The sequence below is a fragment of the Mycolicibacterium diernhoferi genome (assembly GCF_019456655.1).
Lineage (GTDB): Bacteria > Actinomycetota > Actinomycetes > Mycobacteriales > Mycobacteriaceae > Mycobacterium > Mycobacterium diernhoferi.
In genome coordinates, this window is record NZ_CP080332.1 from 3,897,407 (window position 1) to 3,918,512 (window position 21,106).

Annotated in this window: 8 protein-coding genes and 1 pseudogene; 3 read left to right on the forward strand and 6 right to left on the reverse strand. The window is 60.0% G+C overall.

The genetic code is table 11. The features are described 5' to 3' along the window. Positions 1-406: 406 nt before the first annotated feature. From K0O62_RS18530 to K0O62_RS18535, 3 genes are all read right to left on the reverse strand, one after another. Complete coding sequence (locus K0O62_RS18530; RefSeq protein WP_165636935.1) at positions 407-4,753, reverse strand: Ig-like domain-containing protein; 4,347 nt, start codon at positions 4,751-4,753, stop codon at positions 407-409. Between the two features lie 319 nt (positions 4,754-5,072). After that, on the reverse strand, positions 5,073-5,684 hold the full coding sequence (locus K0O62_RS29120) for an Rv1352/Rv1906c domain-containing protein (protein ID WP_486348137.1): 612 nt from the start codon (positions 5,682-5,684) through the stop codon (positions 5,073-5,075). Between the two features lie 37 nt (positions 5,685-5,721). Beyond that, complete coding sequence (locus K0O62_RS18535) at positions 5,722-7,497, reverse strand: serine/threonine-protein kinase (RefSeq protein WP_073853874.1); 1,776 nt, start codon at positions 7,495-7,497, stop codon at positions 5,722-5,724. A gap of 145 nt (positions 7,498-7,642) precedes the next feature. Here K0O62_RS18535 and K0O62_RS18540 point away from each other — a divergent pair, with 145 nt between their 5' ends. Further along, positions 7,643-8,611, forward strand: coding sequence for an SRA domain-containing endonuclease (locus K0O62_RS18540; protein ID WP_131817367.1), 969 nt, complete (start codon positions 7,643-7,645; stop codon positions 8,609-8,611). 1,073 nt (positions 8,612-9,684) lie between these two features. On the opposite strand, the gene K0O62_RS18545 is transcribed toward K0O62_RS18540, so the two are convergent. Further along, positions 9,685-14,205, reverse strand: a complete 4,521-nt coding sequence (locus tag K0O62_RS18545) for a cadherin-like domain-containing protein (RefSeq protein ID WP_264002165.1) — start codon at positions 14,203-14,205, stop codon at positions 9,685-9,687. A 97-nt stretch (positions 14,206-14,302) separates the two neighbouring features. Between K0O62_RS18545 and K0O62_RS18550 the strand changes: the two genes are divergently transcribed. Beyond that, the gene (locus tag K0O62_RS18550) at positions 14,303-14,944 is read left to right on the forward strand and encodes a hypothetical protein (RefSeq protein ID WP_165636933.1); all 642 of its coding nucleotides are present in this window, start codon (positions 14,303-14,305) and stop codon (positions 14,942-14,944) included. A gap of 645 nt (positions 14,945-15,589) precedes the next feature. On the opposite strand, the gene K0O62_RS18555 is transcribed toward K0O62_RS18550, so the two are convergent. Continuing rightward, a complete protein-coding gene (locus K0O62_RS18555) occupies positions 15,590-16,303 on the reverse strand; it encodes a recombinase family protein (RefSeq protein ID WP_073853866.1) in 714 nt (237 codons plus the stop codon). Between the two features lie 60 nt (positions 16,304-16,363). Between K0O62_RS18555 and K0O62_RS18560 the strand changes: the two are divergent. Beyond that, positions 16,364-16,711: pseudogene (locus K0O62_RS18560) on the forward strand (transposase); the annotation flags it as partial. A 1,482-nt stretch (positions 16,712-18,193) separates the two neighbouring features. On the opposite strand, the gene K0O62_RS18565 reads toward K0O62_RS18560, so the two are convergent. Continuing rightward, complete coding sequence (locus tag K0O62_RS18565; RefSeq protein ID WP_079244170.1) at positions 18,194-20,158, reverse strand: serine/threonine-protein kinase PknH/PknJ; 1,965 nt, start codon at positions 20,156-20,158, stop codon at positions 18,194-18,196. Positions 20,159-21,106: the final 948 nt, after the last annotated feature.

Sequence of the window (21,106 nt, forward strand, 5' to 3'; positions counted from 1 at the left end):
AACTCGAGTTTCAAAAATTTTATTTCTGAGACTGGTTTTCGAGACACCGCAGCCCCGAGAAACCGCAAGGAGGACGAATCCCGTTGCAGAGTCTAATATGTGGTCTATTTCGAGACATCATCAATTCTTGGTCGGCGGCTGGCGAGTCGCTCGAGGACCCGCTCGAAGATGAGCAGTACACCGCCAAGTCAGAATGCCACTGGGCACTGATTGTTTCGTCCGGACAGCGCATCGCCGACGCTGCAGGAGACCGCCGATCGACCTGTGCGACAGTCATCGTATACTGCCGAGACTCGTCTGCGTGGTAGGGGATCCGGGCATCGCGAGTTCGTTAATCCAGCGTCGATTCGGTGGTCCGAGCCCGATCGACGCAGTCACGCGTTGCATTGATTGATAGCGCAAGCGATCAAAGATTGGATGCCCCGGGGCCGCGCTCCCTCAGCGGGTCTATAACGGCGCCTCCGAGGAAGCGACTCATCGCCGACTTTTGGGCACTGAAAGCGCCTGTATGTGTCGCACCAAACTGCTCTCCGAGCCATCGATAGGTTTCTGGGTCTCCGTGCACCGAGAAGGCGTTGGTGATGTTCAAGGAGGTCGGTGAGTCCCCACGGTAGATTTTCGAGAGTGCTGCGATCCTGGGGCCTACCAGCATAAGCTTCAGCCATGGCGGGGTCGGTGCAAGCGCCAAACCAAATCTGACGAGGGCTTCGGCGTTGACCACTTCGTCCCAGTCGTCCTGTATATGCAGTGTTGTCACTGCAGGGTTGCTGACTATCGGGCTTCCGAAAGTGATAATCGTGGTGATCGGTGCCGCGAATCCACCTCGGCTGGCGAGGTTTTGAGCGTCGATACCCCCCTGGCTGTAGCCGACGATCATGATCTCATCGATCGAGTTACATCCAGATGTATTCGCCCGGCAGTATTCTAGGGCGTCGTTTATTGCCGCGACCTGGTCACCTTTTGCCACGTGAAGTTCTGCGGGGATGTTCTCGGTGATCGCTTGGTTTCCGGCCCAGAAGTCGTCGGTGGTACCACCTACATAGACGATCAATCTGACTTTATTGTTGGCGTCTCGGACTGTCTGGATGAAAGTACCGCCGTTACTGTCGTTGGTGTAGTCCTTCAGATTGGTCCAGAGGTCTTCAACCGAAGTGGGTGCGGGCCCCATGTTGACGGCAGGATCACCCCTCCTGATGCCGCCGAGGACGAACAGGCTTCCCTTCTCACTAACCGCGATATCGGTGGCCTCCTGGATGCCGAGAGAGACGCTGTCGATCACGCCGCCTGTCTCGGTGTCGAATGCCGTGAGAGTGACAGATGCCGGTGTCCAGGCAACCTGGTACAGCCGGGTGTCATCGGGACTGAGTACGAGATCTCCTCCGATTTGGCTGAACCGGGAGAGTGACTTGTCGGAGGGATTGAACACATGGCCGTCCGGCAGGTAGACCCGTAAGCCGTCTCTGGTGACGGCAAGGGATGCTCCACGATCAGTCCACTGTAGATGTTCGAATGCCAACGTCTCAGATGTGTCGACATCGACGGCTGCGAAGTAGTACTTTTGTTGTCCCGAGGTCTCTCCTGGGCCTCCTGCGATGATGTAAAGAGTTGTGCCGTCCGGGCTTACAGCCAGGTTGTTGATTTCAGAATCGATCCGCACGATAGAACTCTTCACCACTGCGCGAGAGTCGATGTCCACGACCCACACAACCGCTTCGGGCCATCCAGGAATGCCAGGCCCAGTTATTGGTGCCAATGTCAGCGGATCTACGAGTTCCCTAGTGTCGAGCCTGACGGCATGCGGGTGCGATCCGGCGATAAAGAGTCGTTTGCCATCAGCGCTGACTGCGATCTGGATTGGCTCGACATTGATACCGAGGACAATCGAGTCCACCACAGACTTGCTGTGAGTGTCGATGACCTCAACTCTCCCTGTCGACAACACTTCTTGGATGCCGCTGAACGCGTCCAGGTTGTCTGGTACGTGTCCGGCGGTCTGATGGGTGACATAGACATAGTGACCGTCAGGGCTAATTGCCATCGACCCTTCATAATAGCTGACGCGGTCACCGATAGGTATCTCGGCGATCACAGTATTAGTCCTGGTGTCGATCACCTTCACATAGGTCAGCCCGTTTGACATGCCGCCCGGGACGGCAACTGTGCTCGTCACATACATTCGGTCCCCATTGGGACTCACCACCATCTGTGGGAGAGTTTCGCCCGCCCGAGTGGAGTCGCTCTGAATCACTGTCGCGGTCAGTGGCTCTTTTGCGGATCCGGCTACTACCGAAACTGTCGCCGTCGCCCCGTCGGTGTCGGTGATGACGAGGTTTCCATCTTCCACAATCACACTCGATGTGGCGACACCGACCTTAACTGTCTGTACAACATGGGTATTGGTGTCGATCACCTGGACGGTGTTGTCCGTTCCGCTCGTCACATACAGCTTACTTCCGCCATCGTGATACACGCTTGTGGGATTTGGGCCCGTTCTGATGACGCTTGCGGCCAACGACAGTGGTTCTAGGACAGTAATTGTCGCACCGTCAGCATTGGTGATGTAGACCTTGCCGCCTGCGCCGATGCTGACGGCGGTCGGTGAGCCGAGCACGGTGGTACGCCGGAGCGTGTACGCCCTACCACTTTGTGATACCGCCACTGCCGTCTGTCCGACGAATTTTCCGACCTGAGCTCGTGCGTCACCGATTCGTTCGGGCGTTAGGACCGATACGGTTTCACTAAGTGGGTGAGTGACAAACAGAATGCCATTGCCGTCTACTGCGATGCCGTACGGATGGGTGACGCCAGTGCCGATCGTCTGGGTCACTTCGTGCGTCTGCGGATCGATGACGGCAATCGTTGATGAGCCGAAATTGCTCACGTACGCGGTACCGTCCGCGCCAATAGCGATCCCGATCGGGTTGGCTCCGGCGGAGCTGATGGTCCGGATGCTGTAGTCGTCGGGGTCCACAATCGAGACAGTGTCGTCGGCGAAGTTCGCCACGAAGACGGTTGTGTCGCTGATGCCGATACCGACGGGCGTCGTACCGACAGACAGAGTGCGGATAGGAGCCCCGGCGGCGGTGAAGACAGAAACAGTGCCGTCGCCGGTGTTCGTAACCCAGACGTGCCCTCGGCCGTCGATTGCGATCGCTCCAGGTGAATGTCCGACGCGGACAGTTGTCGGTTCTCCGCTAGTCGGGTCAAAGAACGACAGGGTGTGGGCACCTTCGTTGATGACATAAATCCGCCCGTCAGGTGCAACTGCTACCCCAGATGGACGACTGCCCGTGTACTCAATACTGTTGATCAGTGCGTCACGGGAGGGCACCACTGTCGCGACGATTGTTACGATGACTGACTTCTCGCCGTCACTCGCGGTGATGCCGAAGGGAACGACCTTCGGCGCGTTCTTGTCCCATGCACTCATAAGGGCAGTGGTTGATGGCGTGAAGGTCCAATCACCGGTGTTTATGTCGATGATGACACGGCCTTCCTTTACGGAAGGCGGGCTGTTCAGAGTATATGTGAGCCGGTCTCCGTCGGGGTCTGTGACGTGTAGCGATCCGGTGACCTGACCGGTTGAAGGATCCAACCGATCAATCGAGTACGCGGGATCACCAACCACCGGAGCACCGTTATCTGTCGGTACAACAGGGGAAATGGTGACGGTGACGTCTTTCGTAATGGTGCTTCCGTCGTTCTTACCGAGCAGGCGGTTGATGAAGCCATTGAACCCGTGGATGTGCTCGGCGGCATTGGTTTCGGCGATCGTGACCGTGAAGGTATCGGTGCCGCCGGTTCCTGCGAGCGCTTGAGATGGCGTGTAGGTGTAGGTGCCATCGGAGTTGACGATTACGCTGCCCTTGGTCGGGCCCGTTTTCAGAGCGACGACCAACGGGTCGCCATCGGGATCATTCTCGCCAACATCACCGGTCACGACTCCTACCGCAGACTGACCTGGGTCCTGCGAAGGCGACGCGATCGGGCTGGAGTTAAAGAACGTAGTCTGGATGCGGCGAAACAATGCGTAAAGGGCTTCCGCCAACGGGTTTGACGGCAAGGCGGGAGCCGACGGACCCTGATTCGTCCGCCCTAACGCAACGGCGGTCGTCATGAACTCAGCTCCAGATACGGCTGACGCCGACACATCGGCACGTGCGTCGACATGCTGGTCGTTGACTGCGCTGAACGGCACCGGTTGTTGAGGCTCATCGATCACCGTGGCCACCGCCTGGATCGCACGTTCTGCGGGAGCAACGGCAGGTTGAGGATCTGGCGCGATTGTCTGCAACTTCGTGTGTTGGCTCGGGTTGGTCGCCCGCGCGCTTGATCGGGTTCTAAACAACGATTTTGATTCCAGTACTGCGGCGACCGAATCGTGTTCAGGGCCAGCCTCTGTGGCACTCCTGTCGGCGATGTCATCTCCGGTGAGATCCGTCGCGGAACCGGTGCCGCCAGTTGCGCTCCCGTCTCCGGGGCTCGTCGTCAGCTGCGAGTCTTCGTCCTGTCCGTGTTTGGGGCCCGAATCCTGCCTATCGGCGTCTTCGGATTCTCCCGACAGTTCCGGATCATGATTGGGTTCGCCATCAGGATCGTTGCTCGCTCCCCCCGCCGATGCTGAGGCGTAGTCACGAGACGATGAGCTCGAAGGCTCGCCGCTGCGAGATTCTGAGGGGCTTTCAGTGCCGCTACTCGATGACGCACCCGATCCGAGTTCTTCGGCGTGAGCAATACCCGTGCTGCTTGCCATGGCAACACCGAGGCCGACAGTGACAGCGCCAGCGCCAAGCCACCGATATGGCTCTCGCTGGGGCTTCGAACGGTGGTCACCTCTGGTTGTCTTACTCGAGCCTTTGGTGCGCTGACCCGACCGATGGCGACCCGCCACACTGCCTCCCAAGCTGTGTTGACGAGCCCGCTGCGAACTCGCTGTCAGAGTTATAGCAACCAACGGACGCCAGGGGCGGATCACGGAGGCAGCGCTCGAAAAGATCATCCGAACGGCGCACAAGAAGGTCGGCCTGGCAGAGGAGCGCATCGCCGTCATTGTCGGCTGATCTATTGGCAGGTCATGGCACCGGGGTCAGCGTTGCACCGCGCACCCAGAAGGCAACGTCGCCGGGTTGAATCTGAACTATGGCCGTGCCCATGACATAAGCCTGCTCGATGATGTGGGCCTGATTGCCGGTGCCATCCACGCATATCTCATCACTGCAGCGCGCCCAGGCGGGTCCGAGGCCATCAGGCAGCGCCTCAGCACGGTACTGGCCAGGTGGGATCGCGAGAGCCAGACCGCCACGTGGCTCTGATCCAACAGAGTAGGTACCTGGACCGTAGCCCGTCGGAACCGATGCCGTTGGCTCAGGCGGTGCCGTAGGCGGCATGACCTCAGAAGCCGCTGTGACGGTTGCCGTGTCGGTTACGGTCACTGTGCTCGGCGAGGACTCGAGGTTCTGAGCGGAACAGGCGTTTGTCAGGAGAACTGCAATGACCGGGACGATACGGATGGTCTTCACGGGGTAGGAACCTACCCGGCTAGAGGACAAAAGCTGCCATCCGGCTGACGAGTCGAAGGCCGGGGGTTCTTTGGCACATTGTCGGCAAGTTCGTCGGACCGCACGGAGAACGTTGACAGTATGTATGCGCGGTCTACGACGACGCTGGGCTATCAGCGGTGGCATGACCGTCGTGTTCGAAGGCAGCTTCTGATGCGCCCTCTCAGGGAATGATGTCGTTGCACAACGGATGTGGGCCGTCGGCCATGCTGCCCGTATTGATGTACCCCCCACTGCTCACGCTGTACCACGCCTCCTTGCCTAGGAAGAAGGCGCTGTTGTCGTCCAAGCCATACCGATTTATCAGCATGTGCTTCAGGTCTTCGGTGTAGTCGGCTCCACCTGCTACGGCTCGGCACGCGAACGCGGCCTGCTCGGGCGTCCATGGGCCGCACTTCTCAGGTCGCTCCGCCGAACACCCAGGGCCGTTCGGGTTGGAGGCGGCCGATGGCATGATCGAGGGCGCTGGCGGGTGGGCGGCCGTAGGGCAGACCCAGTCCATCGCAGAGCGATAGATCACGCTGGCGTCCTGATAGCTGAGATCGTCGTACTTGTCTACCAACCGGTCCTCTACCGCTGCTTGGTTGGCACCCTGCTTGTCCCAGTCGCACACCCAGGCAGCGGAGTCAGTCCAGACGATTCCCCTCATCTTCTCCACACCCGCCGCTGACATCCCCTGCCCCAACGCCCTGTCGTAGCTAGCCCAGTCGGCTCCTTCGATGTTCGGACGTTCGTCGTTGGGCGCGTAGACCGTCGGCGTCCGAATGACCGTGGGAGCCGCTACCGTACTCGTTGGTGGAGGGTCCGGTGCGGCAGACGCCGAGGTAGAGACTGGTGCAGACGTCGTCGTGGGCAAGGTGAGCGACGTCGGGACAATGCTCGATGAGACAGCGGAGGCATCCGGCTGCGGGTGCTGCCAAGGCCGCCAGAGGATTCCGGCAACCACGAGCATTATCAGAAGGACTGCCGCAACCAAAATGCCAATAGGCCGCCTGGATACGGAGCTTGCAGTGTCGTTCTGATCACCAGAGCCTTCGGCATCTGTTGCTGGATCGGGCCTTCGAGGCGCTTTGGCGTAGACGGTAGGCGCAGCGACGACTCCCGAGGTGTGCCCGGCGAGGGCCCGGGCGAAGTCCGTGCTGCTGGCGTATCGGTCATCAGGATCCTTGGCCAGCGCGGCAGCCAGAATCGGGTCGAGTGAGGCGAGTTCGGGTCGTACCTCAGCAAGGACAGGCACTGGTGCGTTGAGGTGCCTACTGATGACGACCGCCGGATTGGAGTTCGGGAAAAGCTGCGATCCGGTCAACAGGTGGTAGGTCGTGGCAGCCAGGGCATATTGATCGGCACGTCCATCCATGGGCTCGCCCATGAGTTGTTCGGGGGCGGCATACGCCACGGTGCCGACAGCCATGTTGGTGGTGGTGATCCCGCTGGTGTCGTCGAGGGGCCGGGCTATGCCGAAGTCTGCCAGGAACACTTTGGGGTCGTCCGCGTCGAGGTCAGCCACGATGATGTTGGCGGGCTTGACGTCTCGGTGCAGTAACCCCTTCTTGTGGGCGTAGTCCAGGGCTCCGGCCACTGCGGTGACTATCGGAAGGACGTGACCGACAGGCATTCCCTGCGGGTAACGCTGCCCTAGTAGTTCAGCGAGGTCGGTGCCGTCGATGTAGTCCATCGCGATCCACAACTGGCCCTCATATTCACCCCGGTCGTGGATGCCGACAATGTGGGGATGCCGTAGGCCTGATGCCAGGTCAGCTTCCCGTATAAAGCGTTCACGAAATGAGCCGTCCTGCGACAGTTCGGGTCGGAGTACCTTCAGGGCTTCCTGACGTGGAAGTCGGGGGTGTTGGACCAAGTACACCTGGCCCATGCCGCCGGAGCCAAGAAGTCGCAGTACGCGGTATCCCGCGAAACTGTCTTCGATCGCCAAAGGCATGCACGGATGCTATCTACAGACTCAGACTGTTCGCTCGACATCGCTCTCAGTACTGCGCCGCCTGGTGCAATCATCTGTCCGCTCTGCTTCAGCTATATAAGGGAATCGATGCTGGCGTGTCGGTGTGGCCTCTTACGATCTCGACATGACCACCCCGACCTGGACAGTGCGACCCGGCGACACGCTGATTCGGGACCAGATTCATGGTACCTACGGCGGCAACTCCCAGGCCGGTATCTCGCGGTCGAGCAGCTCCCCCAACGTCCTGGTCTACTCCGACCACGAGAAAGCCGGAGCCAACGGCTACGACTTTGACGGGTGGGACCAGTCCAAGCGGATCTACTACTACACCGGTGAGGGTAAGACCGGTAACCAGGTACTGCTGCGCGGCAATAAGGCCATCGCCGAGCATCGCGCCGAGGGCACTGCGCTGCGCCTCTTTGTGGCGGTCAGCTACAAGCCGGGTACTGGCACGCGAGTCCATCAGTACGTGGGGCAGTTCGCCGTCGATCCTGACCAGCCGTACCTGACCCGCGTGGCACCAGGCACGGACGGTTCGCCGCGCACCGTCCTCGTGTTCCGGCTGGTTCCTGTCGGCCTTGTTGCGGTCGGCGACAATCCTCACTTCAGCACGATCGACGGCGCGAGTCAGGCAGCCACGGTCTCGTCGGTCTCAGTTGATGCGGTTCCTGTAGCGGCAGTGGTTGCCGAACGGTCTGAGGTTGAAAAGGTGATCAGCGGTCCGGTAGTTCAGAAGGAAGCGCAGTTGACGGAGCGGTTTCGGTATTACTTGGAGACCCATCAACGTGTGGTCAAGCGGTATCGGATCGTTCCGCCTGGGTTGCCCGCGATCTACAGCGACCTGGCTGATGTCACGGCGAATGTTCTGTATGAAGCTAAAGGCTCGGCAGACCGCATGAGCCTCCGCCTCGCCCTGGGGCAGGTTCTTGACTATGGACGGTACGTCGCCGACGCGAAGCTCGCTGTCTTGCTGCCCGAACCGCCAGCAGCTGATCTCGTCGAGCTCCTAGACGCTCATGACGTCGGCTGTGTCGTGCAGACGGCGGGCGACGGTTTCGTGGATATGACGTCGCTGGGCCGCTGCCCTTCGTAACTGAACGGCGAGCCGCGTGGACGGTGATCTCCTACGATTTCTGGTCAACAGGCGAGGTGACACGTCATGAGCTCATCGAAGCGGTACAGAGGTCCGAGTCCAGCGATTCTGTTGCAGCGCGCCCTGATCGCGCTAGCCACTGCTATTCCTGTGTCAGAGCGAGCCAACCGCAAGGCTCTAAGAAAGGCCGCGAGGAGAACCTGGCAACGAATCCCTCCTAGGGATCGGAGAGACATAGCCAACCACCTAAAAGAACTTGGCTATGTGGAAACCAGTGAGTTCGCTCGTTTCCGCGCATACGCGTCGCCGAGGATAGCCCCACAAACTGTTGTTTCAAGGATGCAAGGGACGCCGATTCTCCGCGAGGAGCCGGAGCCGGAGCCGGAGCCGAGATCAGTGAACAAGCGCGTGTTTGAGGAGGACTACCAGCCTTACCTGGGCGGTGAGAGCAATGCCTGGCAGCCCGGGCGGAGCAACCCCTACTTCCGCTGGAAGTCATAAGTTGCGGCCAAGACGCTAGTTCACGGTGACCTGGTCGACGCTGACGAAGATCCTGCACCCGCTCATCCCAGCATCGAAGCCAGGGACCAGTAGCGCAGCGACCGTGCATGCATGCACCAGGGAGGAACTGCCAGAGCCAGTTTCGGACAGCCCATGAATACCGCGCATCGGGACATAAGCGCTTCGCCGCTAAGTGAACCAGGCTGCCGACGTACGCCAGAGAGATTTCAATCGAGCTTGAGCTGCAGCGCGAGCGTCGAAACGCTGCTAAGTCCGCTCGCCAACTGCGCGGGCTGCCGGTTGGTCGACCCAAATCGCTCGACGCTGATCAGGTCGCCCTCGCAGAGCGGATTCGCAAGTCTGGGGAATCGGTGCCGGTCATCGCTTCCGTTCTCGGAGTCAGCAGAGAGCGACGGTTTATCGAGCGCTGTCCGAGCGACAGTGACCAACACGTCTGGCCCAGTGCCACTTTCGCGATCGTAGGAGGTCACGAACTGGCGGCCATCGGCATCGGCCTGCTAGGTGCGCGATACCAATCCCAGATCAGCTATGGGCACCCGATTGGTGCTGGCCTATCCAACGAACACCACCGACACTGTGTTGCTGAAAACATTAGCGACGTAAAGCAGTCGGCCATCGGGACTGACTGCGAGCCCGAACGGATTATTGCCGACTCGAACAGTAGCGATCACGGTGTTCGTGGAAATGTCGATCACCGACACGGTGCTGCCGCCGATTTCGGGGTTGACGTAGTTGGTCACATACAGGCGGCTACCGTCGGGACTGATTGTCAGTCCATACAGTGCGACATAGCCTTCGGCGACTGGGATAGTGGCAGTGACGGCATTCGTGGCAGCATCGATAACTGACACCGAGCCTCCGGATTCGTTTACGACATAAAGGCTGCCGCCGTTGGGTGCTACCGCCAACGCTCCCGGACCATATGTGCCGAGCGGGATGGTCGTCGATACGGAATTCGTGGCAGTGTCGATCACTGTCACCGTGCCCGAGGTTGAACCCCAATTATTTGCATTAGTAACGTAAACCAAGCTGCCGTCAGCACTGACCGCGACCCCAGTCGGTTGGTTTCCCTCCGGGTGCCCCGTCTGTTGAATGGTCGCAATGACCTTGTTCGTAGCGGTATTGATGACCGACACCTTGCCGCCAACGAAGCCTCCGGTGTCGATTGTGACGTATATCCGGCTGCCGTCCGGACTGATTGCCAGGCCCGTCGGCCAATCCGAAGCAGAACCATTGGTGACTGGTATGACCGCAATCACAGCGTTCGTAGCGGTATCGACCACTGATACTGAAGCAGCCCCCTGGACGGTGTTCATCACGTAGACGCGGCTGCCATCTGGCGCGATGACGATCCCGGCCGCACCAGCGTCGACCGGGATGCTAGCGGTCACGGTCTGCGTAGCGGTGTCAATCACGGACACCGTGCCGCTATCGGTTCCGCCGACGACGTAGACGTAGCTGCCGTCGGGACTGGTAGCGGCATCGGTTGGGTAGGGGCCGACAGGAATGGTGGCGACGACAGTGTTCGATTCCGGGCTCGCGACCGGAACAGTGATGGTCTCGGAGATGAGCCCCCCGTGACCGTCGTCGGCAGTCACAACGAATGTGTCGGTGCTGTCGGCATTGGCGGTAATCCGTTGAACTGCCCTCGGGGTGTATAAAAACGCCCCGGTGGCAGCATCCACATCGACTGTGCCGCCATAGTTGGTTGTGGCGGGAACGCTGAAAATCAACGCATCACCATCGGGGTCAGTGATGTTGAGGTGGCCGGTCACTGCTCCTGTCGCTATGTCGATGGCATTGACGACGTAGGCAGGGCTCCCCACCGCCGTAGTAGGTGCGTTGTTGGCCGGAGCGACAGCAACGGTGACCGTGGTGCTGTGTGTGCCGCCGTGTCCGTCGGTCACGGTGACAATGAATAAATCGGTCGTCGCCGTGATGGGGGCATTGTCGGCTGCGGCGGCGTGGCGCTGGCTCGCGGCCGGGATATAGGTGAAGAACCCGTCGGGTCGAATTGAGACTGTCCCACCGCCAGCACTGTGGACCGGGCCCTCGAAGGTCACCAGATCCCCGTCAGGGTCCGTAACCGTGACCTTTCCTGCAACCCTGCCCGTGACGGGATCTTCGTCGTCGATGGCCACTGTGACCATGGTCGGGGCGCTGTTGACGTGCCCTGCAGGAGCGATGGCTACTGTCACCGATTTGGTTGTGGTTCCACCGAATCCGTCTGTCACCGTGACCGTGAATGTTTCCTGCTTGGCCGAGATTGAGGCGTTGGGTTTCACTGCTGCGGTGCGTGCCGCTGTGGTCGGGGTGTAGGTGAACGACCCACCAGCATCGAAGGTGATCGTGCCCTTCTTCGGGCTTGCTTTGAACGCCAGCGCATCGCCGTCGGCATCGGTGGCACCCAGTGTGCCGGTGACGATCCCGGTGTTGGGGTTCGGGCTATTCACGGTAGGCGTGCCAGCCAGTGCAGGTGCCGTGTTTGCGGGAGCGATAGCAACAGTCACCAGCTTGGTCATAGAGCCGCCGTGCCCGTCCGTCACAGTGACGGTGAAACTGTCCTGTTTGACCGCTTTCGGCGCTCCCGTCATCGAGGCGGCGTGCCGGGCCGCTGTGCTCGGGGTGTAGGTGAACGCTCCCGTGGTTGGATTGGCGATCACCGTGCCCTTTGCCGTGGCAGCCGGTGCTACATAGGTCAGCATGTCCTTGTCGGCGTCGGTGGCCTTAATGGTCCCGGTGACCACGCCGGTGGTCGTGTTGGGCTTACCGACCGTCGCCGTAACCTTTGGTGCCTTGTTGGCCGCAAGAATCGCCACCTCAACCGTTTTAGTGGCGATGCCGCCATGCCCGTCAGACACCGAGAGGGTAATCGAATCCTTCAAATCTTGCGGACTCGCGGTGGCCGCCGACGCTGCATGCCGGGCCGCAGCGGTCGGAGTGTAAGTGAATGTTCCGGTCTTGGCGTTGACCACCACCTTGCCCTTGGCCGTGGAGGTCCCACTGAACACCAGCTTGTCCTGATCTGCGTCGGTCGCGGCGATCTTGCCGGTCGCCACACCGGTTTTGGAGTTCGGTGTGGTGACAGTCGAGGAGGTGATCGCGGGGCCGGTGTTGGACGGGGTAATCGGCACAGTGAGCGTCTTCACTACAGTTCCGCCGTGACCGTCATTTACGGTGACGCTGAAGGTGTCAACTTTCACCGATGTCTTTGCCCCTACCGCTGCTGCGGCGTGCCGGGCTGCCTCGGTCGGGGTGTAGATGAAAGAGCCACCAGTGCCGAAGGTGATCGCTCCCTTCTTTGGGAGGGCGTAATACGTCACGGGATCGCCATCGTCATCGACAACAGCCAGAGTGCCCGTCAACACCCCCGTCGTGGAGTCCGGGGATCCGACCATCGGGTTCGTCGCTACGGTCGGTGCGGCATTCTTCGGCGCAATTGCGACCGTCACCACCTTGTTTACGACACCACCGAATCCATCCGAGACATTCAAAGTAAAGGTGTCGGTCTTCGCGCTACTGGGCGCACTTGCCACCGACGCTTCATGTCGCGCCTCCACACTGGGGGTGTAGGTAAATGCCCCAGTAACTGCATTAACCTCTACCACGCCGCCTTTCGCGCTAAATGGCGGCGCGGTGTAGGTCGGCGTGTCTTTGTCAGCATCGGTCGCGGCCGCCTTGCCAGTCACTACACCAGTCGCCGCATTCGCCTTACTGACGGAGACCTTGAGGGTCGGAGCTGTGTTCTTTGGGCCGATGACTACCGTCACCGGGACGCTGACGGTTCCGGTCGGGCCGCCGTTGACCATCACTGTGAACGTGTCAGTCAGCACCGCCGCACCTGCGCCTGACACCGATGCGGCATGGCGTGCAGCAGCACTCGGCGTATAAGTAAAAGCACCACTGCTGTTGACGCTTACCTTGCCCTTTGCGGGGACACTGGCGGTATAGACGAGCTTCTGATTGCCAGGGTTAGTGATAGTGACCGTCCCCAACACAACGCCCGTCTTCACGTTCGGCTTACCCACCAACGCATACGCGGTGATACCGGTGTCGATGACCGATACCGTTCCGGTGGTGTAATTCGTGACATAAGCCCGAGTACCGTTCGGGCTCAACGCCACCGCGTACAGATCAGTACCCAATGCAACGGGGGCACCGACCGCGGCGTTGGTGGCCGTATCGATCACTGACAGGGTGCCATTACCGCTGCCGTCGCCATCACCGATATTGGTGACGTAGAGGCGGGTGCCGTCCAAACTCGCCGTCACACCGAAGGGTGAAATACCTACCGGGATAGGAGTACCTACAGTCCGGTTGGTTGCTGTATCGATGACAGATACCGTGCCGTCCCATTGGTTGGTGACGTAGACGCGCGAGCCATTTGGGCTCACCGTCACGCTCGACGGATAGCGGCCTACTAGGACTGGGTCGCCGACGGCGGAGTTAGTTACGGTATCGATCACCGTGACAGTGTCGGTGTAGGAATTGGTGACGTAGATGCGGGTGCCGTTCGGGCTCATTGCTATCCCAAGCGGGTGCTCTCCGAGTGGGATCGCGGCACCGAGTGTCTTGTTGGTGGCGGTATCAATCACAGACACCGTCCCGCCGTAGTAGTTGGCGACGTAGACACGTGAACCATCCGGACTCACCGCTACGCCGACAGGTCCCCGTCCCACCGAGATCGGGGCACCGACAACCTGGTTGGTGGCGGTATCGATTACGGACAGGGTGTCGCCATCGTGGTTAGTGACGTAGACACGTGAACCATCCGGACTCACCGCTACACCGATAGGGGTCAGTCCCACTCTGATTGGCGCACCGACGATGCTGTTAGTTGCGGTGTTGATCACCGATACCGTGCCATCGTTGGAATTGGCGACGTAGACGCGGGTTCCGTTCGGAGCTACGGTTATGCCCCACGGACCATTCCCCACACGGACGGGAGCCCCGATGGCACTGGCGGGTGCGGCGGTCCTCGCCGGGCCTTCTGCCGATTCAGCGGAAGCAGTCGCAGTCAAGGCTAGGCCCCGCGCGTCTTCGACAGTGGGCGTGCTCGAATCTCCATCCATGTCGCCGATCTCACGCCGTACCGCGGCCAATACCACCCACTCCGCCGGAGACTGCACCGGCAGACCGGTTCCCGGCGCTAGCGAAGGCGCGGCAACCGTGGCCACCACCTCAGCCTTCGCCGTACCAATGGATGCGGACACCTCGGGAACAGGATCCGAGGCGACCCGCTCGGTGGATACCGTGCTGACAGGGGTCGCGACACTCAACGTCACTCTGCTGGTCGACAGCTTGGAGTCCGCCACCTCGTTCGCGGTCCCGGCATCGTCGATTTTCAACTCGGTCGGTGCCCGCGACGATTCGATAGCCTGTGCAGTAGCGGGCGTAACAGCTCTACGGTCAGGCTTGCGCTTGGGCGGACGCACCGACTTGATCGAGTGCGAACCAGTCGTTTTTGACGTGGACTCATCCGGTTCAGGTGGAGTTAATGGCTCTGACGTTGTCGTCGTCCCGGAACTGGGTTCATTGACCGCCGCACCCGGTGTCGAGCTGCTATCGGAACTGCTGGCGGACCCCGCTGCCGAACCTGACGGAGAGGCCGATGATGACGAGGCGTCGGTATCGCCGGTCTCCGCCCACGCCGGGACCGAAACAACCGCCGATCCGATCCCCAACGCGACTGCCAACGCCCCGACACGACCGATGTACCTGGCTGACCCCACTGCTGCTCCCTCGGTGCGTCCTGTGCCCACACCACTAGAGCGCTGTGGAATCGCTGTGCGAGTTATAGCAAACAATTGACGCTGACGTTGGGCCATCGGGGCGTTTCTCGGAGAGTTCACCCGAATGGCGCACACAAGGCCGAGCCGCGCCCGCCCCTATTGCTGCAGGCTGCCGCTCTGGGAGAGCTTCGAGTTAGATCTCAGGTGACGAGGTCGTGGCGGAGGTATCCCGATTCTGTCAACGGACCTCGGCGAGCATTGCGGCTACAAGTTGTTGCGCGTCCGGCAGTGCCCACCCTGGGGCAGCGGGCTCCAGTCCATCTATCGACACTGCGTTCGGTGGCACCCGACAGGTACGTGCCTCCACCACGTTGTTTCGGCTCCCGAGCGCCTGCTGGCATGCATGCGCCCCAAACGGATTGTTAGGGGCCATCGAGATTGCGATCATGTCCCCGATCCGCTCCACATTCCCCAGGACGAAGCTGCGCCCGTTCTCATTCCCAACGACCACGCTGACATCGATATCAGGAGAGTTTGGGGAGGGCGTACTGGTCGGCCCGCCCATCTATGGCCTCACCCATGAGCTGTTCGAGAGCTGCATAGGCGTGTAAGTGTGCACTAAGAGTCGCGGCCGATTTCCAGCGCCCGGTCTGGCAAGCTCACGTTTGAGTTCCGGCATCTGACAGTGATGTTGCACTCGCAGTGAACCTCTGGGGCTAGATCATCAGGCAGCTGCCCGACGCTGTCCCACATGCTGGCTCACTGTGATGGCTCGGACTGTCGCAGAAAACCATTTCGATCTACCTCGGGCCGTCGAGATCCGGTCAGCAGTCAGACCATCTGCGATTGCTTGAAACGTCCGTCCCTCTCGCCGTTCTGCGAGGATCCTGGCGACTACAGCGTCCGGTAGGCGAGGAACTGCGCCTAGTCTCTCACCACGAGCACGTTTGGCAGCCAGAGCATCTCGTGTCCTCTGGCTTATCAGACGCCGTTCGTATTGGGAGCCGGAAATAATGATGTTCGCGGCCATCTCCCCCGCTGGAGTACTGGTGTCGATGTCAAGGTCGGCGAAGTGTAAAGCCCAACCCTCCCGACGGGCCGACTCCATCAGACTTGCTCCGTCGACGACCGATCGGCTTAGACGGTCCATCTTGGCTACCAGCAGACCGGCTGCACGCTTAGACCGCACAGCATCAAGGGCAGCCAATGCTCCAGGTCTTCCTTTGAGATTCTTGGCGCTGATGCCTTCGTCGCAGAACTCTTCAATGATCCGTAGGCCTTTGCGATCCGCATAGACTCGTGCGGTTGCACGCTGCGCTTCAATGCCTAGGCCGGAGGCAGCCTGCTCGGACGTTGACACCCGGAGATAGACGACCGCAGTGTCCGGCGGAGCCACACCTTTGGACCTTCGTTTCCCTGGAATCCCCACATAACGCATAACATTGAGGGACGTCAATGTTATTTCGTGGTCGTACTTCACCGTCCTTGCCGAGGCGCCGACACACTGGCCTTCAGCTTCCCGAAGTTTGCGACCATGCTCGGCGCGGCCAAGACTGACGTGCTCGCGTTCACCGCGTTCACACGGGCGCACTGGCAGAAGATTTGGTCGATCAACCCGATCGAGCGGCTCAACAAGGAGATCAAGCGCCGCGCTGACGGCGTCGAGATCTTCCCCAACCCGGCCGCGTTCCTACAACTGGAGACCGCGGTGGTCATCGAAGCACACGACGAGTGGCAGATCACCCGCCGCTATCTCTCCGACGTCTCCATGGACGAGCTACGGGCTGTCATCGAGAAGAAACACGCGGCGGTAGCTACATGCCAAACGAAATCAAATCGACTAGCGTTCAACATGATTCGCGTGATTGTAATGCGTGGACCACGCCAGATCCGAAGTCCACCACTCCCCGGGACGCTATCGTCGCACACCGTGAAGCGGTGCAGGATGGGCCAGCAGGGTGTCCGGTATTCGCCGATCACCGTCGGCGGGAGTTCGGACGGACGGCCGGGTGTTGCGAAATGCAACGCACGCCGCAGGTCAAGCGCGAACGGATACTCGCCAGGATCAAGTATCCCGGGTGACGGGATCAGCGATTCCGTCACCCGCGCGCCGCAGCGTGGCCGTCCGCGCGATATACCGATACACCCCGCAGAGGTGTTCAAGTTTTGAACACTCACGTCCCGAGTCCGATGCATGCGCGCGATATGCGTTCCCGCCGGAGAAGTGGCACGTCGACATAAAGTCGAACATCGAATATGACTTCTCGGTCGGTTTTTTTGCAAAATGAAGTGGCTTGACATTGTGTCGAAATGGGAAATAATTGCGGCAGTCGTTTGGATAACTGACTGCCCTCTTGGTTTATGGGCATTGCTCGACAGCCGGTCACATTGATGTGTCCGGTTTTTTTTACCCCAAATTTGGGACATATCCGACCTGGACAAGGAGATCAGCAATGAAATACGATTCAACAACGAGGCTAAGTGCCGTGAGGAAAAATACCCCTCCGAGAAGTCGCAGGCCCAAGCGCAACTGGGCCAGATGCGGGAAATCCGGCAAGCGGCGATACCGCGACTGGAATGACGCGAAGTTAGCGTTGAAGGATGCGAGATTCGTGCGCGCCATCGCGGAAGCGGATGGGGGTGCCTGCAGATGGGATATCACGCGCCAATATTTGTGTGGCTTTTGCGAGGGCTGGCATGTTACCTCGCAACCTTAATGTCACTACCGCGGGAAATCGCGCCACTAACTAATCGGCCTCTCGTTTTTCGCATGAGATCTCGACGCTCTAAGCCGACAAGATGGCGACGGGCCCAACCCGGTGTTTGCATTTTCGCAACACCCGACAGAAAGGAATGAGCAATGAGGCAATGCCTGGTCTGCGGCCGGAAGTTCGCGGCTCCTACCACCCGCGGCCGACCACCGGAGACATGCTCGCCGGAGCACGCCGCCGTCCGAAAGACGGTGCAGCGCACAGAGTCTCGCGATAGAGCCATCGAGCGTGGCATTTCCGATGACCACGACTTGCACGGCACGTCCACCGGGTACACCTACTACGGCTGCCGCTGCAACCGGTGCCGACGCTGGGCGCGGGAGTACAAGCAAGCCCAGCGCAAGGCACAGAAAGCCGTGGCCACATTCCTTTCCTATTCGATTCTCCTGCGTGAGTAGGCTTGTCGACGCTTCGAGTAGATCGAGCATGGCGGACGTGGCGCTTGAACTCCTTACGCACGCCACACGCGACACGTTTAGACTTCTACGACAACCTTTCGAGACCCTCATATGAGGTCTATTTGAAGACACCTCGCTAGTTCTGCGCAGGGCTTTGACTCAACCTCCAACTCGGTTGAGCATTGCGTTGGCCAGCCTTTCCGCGTAGTCACCGGCCATTGATGGATCTGGTCGTGATGGGATCTGGCTGCCCGAGCCGAACGGGCGCGTCGTTCCGACATCCCGGCATGTCCTGGTTTGGACCACAACGTTGTCGCGGATCCCGAGCGCCACCTGGCAAGCTGGTGTCTGGGCGTTCTCCACATTGGCCGCTGTCATATGCATGGTGAGCATTGATGTCGTCCTGGCAGGATCGCTTAGGTACCAACTAAATCCTCTCTCGTAGCCGAGATCCTCATCCACCGATGAATCCGACGAATAGGCCGTCGGGTGACCGTCCGCGCATTCATTCCAGCGCACGTTCGATGAGTCGAGGATCGCCTGCGCTTGTTCCGCAGAGGCAAAGATCACGACGGATTGCTGCACCAGATCGTCGATATACGAGATGGTCTTACCAAGTGTCTGGTCACGGACTGCCTCGTAACCGGTACCGGCATAAACCTGTTGCTCAGCACCGTGGAGCACCCCCACACAGGCCGACGGGTCGGCTGCATGGGTGTTGTCTGAGGTGCCTTGGGACGAATTGAGTAGTTCGACAGCTCGTCCACCAGGCGGATCACCGTCAAACACACCGTCTGTGAGGGCCGTGATGTCAGCCGGTGTCAGAAGTATCGAGTCAATCGACGACGCCGGAAACTCCGGCGGTGGCGGCGTTGTAGTTTCAAGCACTGACGAAACCTCTGGGGAGCTGGACGCAGAAGGCGGCAGAACTGGAGTACTGCCCAGATCCGATGACGACGCATCAGAGGCCGCCCAAGGTCTCCACACCAGAATCAGTGCAGCCAGAGCAAGTGCCGCGCATAAGGACAGGACAACCGACCTGACGGTCCGCTTTGAGCGTGCCGAATTCCGACTGTGCAGTCCTAGATTCGGATCTCTCGACGGCGTAGCGGCCCGTGCGAACGCTGTCTGCGCTGACCCCGAAACCGAACCATCAGCATTTGACCGCAGAATAAGCGAGTCCGATAGCTCCACGCACCGTGCATAACGTCGGTCAGGGTCCTTATCCAGCGCTACAGAAATGCTCTGATCCAGGCTCGCCAGACCACTGTGGATCGAGGCCAATGACGGTGGTGGAGTGTTCAAGTGCCTGCTAATGACAACCGCCGGATTGGAGTTCGGGAACAAATGCGAGCCGGTCAACAGGTGGTAGGTCGTCGCAGCGAGGGCGTACTGATCGGCACGTCCATCCATGGGCTCGCCCATGAGCTGTTCGGGTGCCGCGTAGGCCACGGTTCCAACCGTCATGTTGGTGGTGGTAATCCCGCAGGTGTCATCGAGGGGACGGGCGATCCCGAAGTCGGCCAGAAACACTTTGGGGTCGTCGGTGTCGAGGTCAGCAACGATGATGTTGGCGGGCTTGACGTCTCGGTGCAGGAGCCCCTTCTTGTGGGCATAGTCCAGCGCCCCGGCCACGGCGGTGACTATCGGCAAGACATGACCAACAGGCATTCCCTGCGGATATCGCTGCCCTAGTAGTTCAGCGAGGTCGGTGCCGTCGATGTAGTCCATCGCGATCCACAACTGGCCCTCATATTCACCCCGGTCGTGGATGCCGACAATGTGGGGATGCCGTAGGCCTGATGCCAGGTCAGCTTCCCGTGTGAACCGTTCGCGGAACGACTCATCCTGCGACAGATCAGGACGAAGTACCTTCAGTGCCTCCTGACGTGGGAGACGGGGGTGTTGGACCAGGTACACCTGACCCATTCCGCCCGAGCCAAGCAGGCGCAGAACGCGGTACCCGGCGAAAGTGTCACCGATTCTCAGCGGCATGGGGCGAATGCTACCCACTGTCACGGCAACGACCATGGGTATGAGTCCGCCAACGTCCAATTCTGAATGCTTATCGCGCAACAGCGTGCAGAGTTGCCGATACTCGTCCGAGTAGATCGACTTTTCCACTGCGATAGCGCACCGTGCGCCTAGAATTATCCCGATTCAGGATATTTGTGGCGGGGAAAGCGAGGGCCGGATGGTAGCCCGGTATGCCTTGATGCTGCTGATCTCGTTGGCGGTCGTGGGGTGCTCCAGCTCGGGCCCTAGACCAACCCAGAACTTCGAATCGGTATCCGCTACGTCGACAACGACTAATGCGTTCACCGACTGGATACCGAGCGTGTGTGCCGATCAGTCGCTTACGCCCATGGCCAACGGAAGCATGGCGAATGCGGATGAAACCTGGTTCTGCCGTGCGTTCAACCCATCTATCAATATGGCCATTGGGGTGTACCAAGACGTCGGAGCTATGCACTCAGATCTCAACAGTGGGCTACCGGGCTACTACTTTGCGACCATTGAAGATGATTCTGGCGCGACCTGGGTGTTCGTATCCACGGCAGGGTACGGGCCAGACGATCTGGAACCCCTAAAGGACTTCGGCTTCGTTATTGACAGAGCGGGATTAGCCTCGGTTCCTCGAAGCACAGAAAGCTCGACACCGACTACCCGGGCATCGCAGTCAACGGCGGCACGCGAGACTGTTCCTGGCATGCACTCTAATGTCACTGTCGGACAGCCCTGTTCTGACGCAATCAGGTACGTCTATGGCCAGGACGGCGCTGGCCGAGTCTTTGTCTGTCACGTCATCTCAGGCGGACAGCAGATGATCTGGGATGGGCCTCTCGGCGGTGACCTTGTTGGGGTGAGGAAGCCTGGATCACCTTGCCCTTACACCTATGGGGCGGCTGGACCGTTCGCGCAGACGCAGAGCGGTAGGCCCATGATTTGCACTGAGGTGGGTTGGACCATCGGACCATGACAAACCTCCCATCCCATACGATGCGCGCGCAACCAACCCTCCTTGGGCTGGCGACAGCTCTGTGCGTCTTAGCTTCGATCCCTATTGGCATT

What these genes read in the sequence shown, in the direction of transcription:
- K0O62_RS18540 (WP_131817367.1), top strand. Translation starts at nt 7,643, where the DNA reads ATGACCACCCCGACCTGGACAGTGCGACCCGGCGACACGCTGATTCGG.
- K0O62_RS18530 (WP_165636935.1), bottom strand. Translation starts at nt 4,753, where the DNA reads ATGGCAAGCAGCACGGGTATTGCTCACGCCGAAGAACTCGGATCGGGT.
- K0O62_RS29120 (WP_486348137.1), bottom strand. Translation starts at nt 5,684, where the DNA reads ATGCCACCGCTGATAGCCCAGCGTCGTCGTAGACCGCGCATACATACT.
- K0O62_RS18555 (WP_073853866.1), bottom strand. Translation starts at nt 16,303, where the DNA reads ATGCGTTATGTGGGGATTCCAGGGAAACGAAGGTCCAAAGGTGTGGCT.
- K0O62_RS18545 (WP_264002165.1), bottom strand. Translation starts at nt 14,205, where the DNA reads ATGGATGGAGATTCGAGCACGCCCACTGTCGAAGACGCGCGGGGCCTA.
- K0O62_RS18535 (WP_073853874.1), bottom strand. Translation starts at nt 7,497, where the DNA reads ATGCCTTTGGCGATCGAAGACAGTTTCGCGGGATACCGCGTACTGCGA.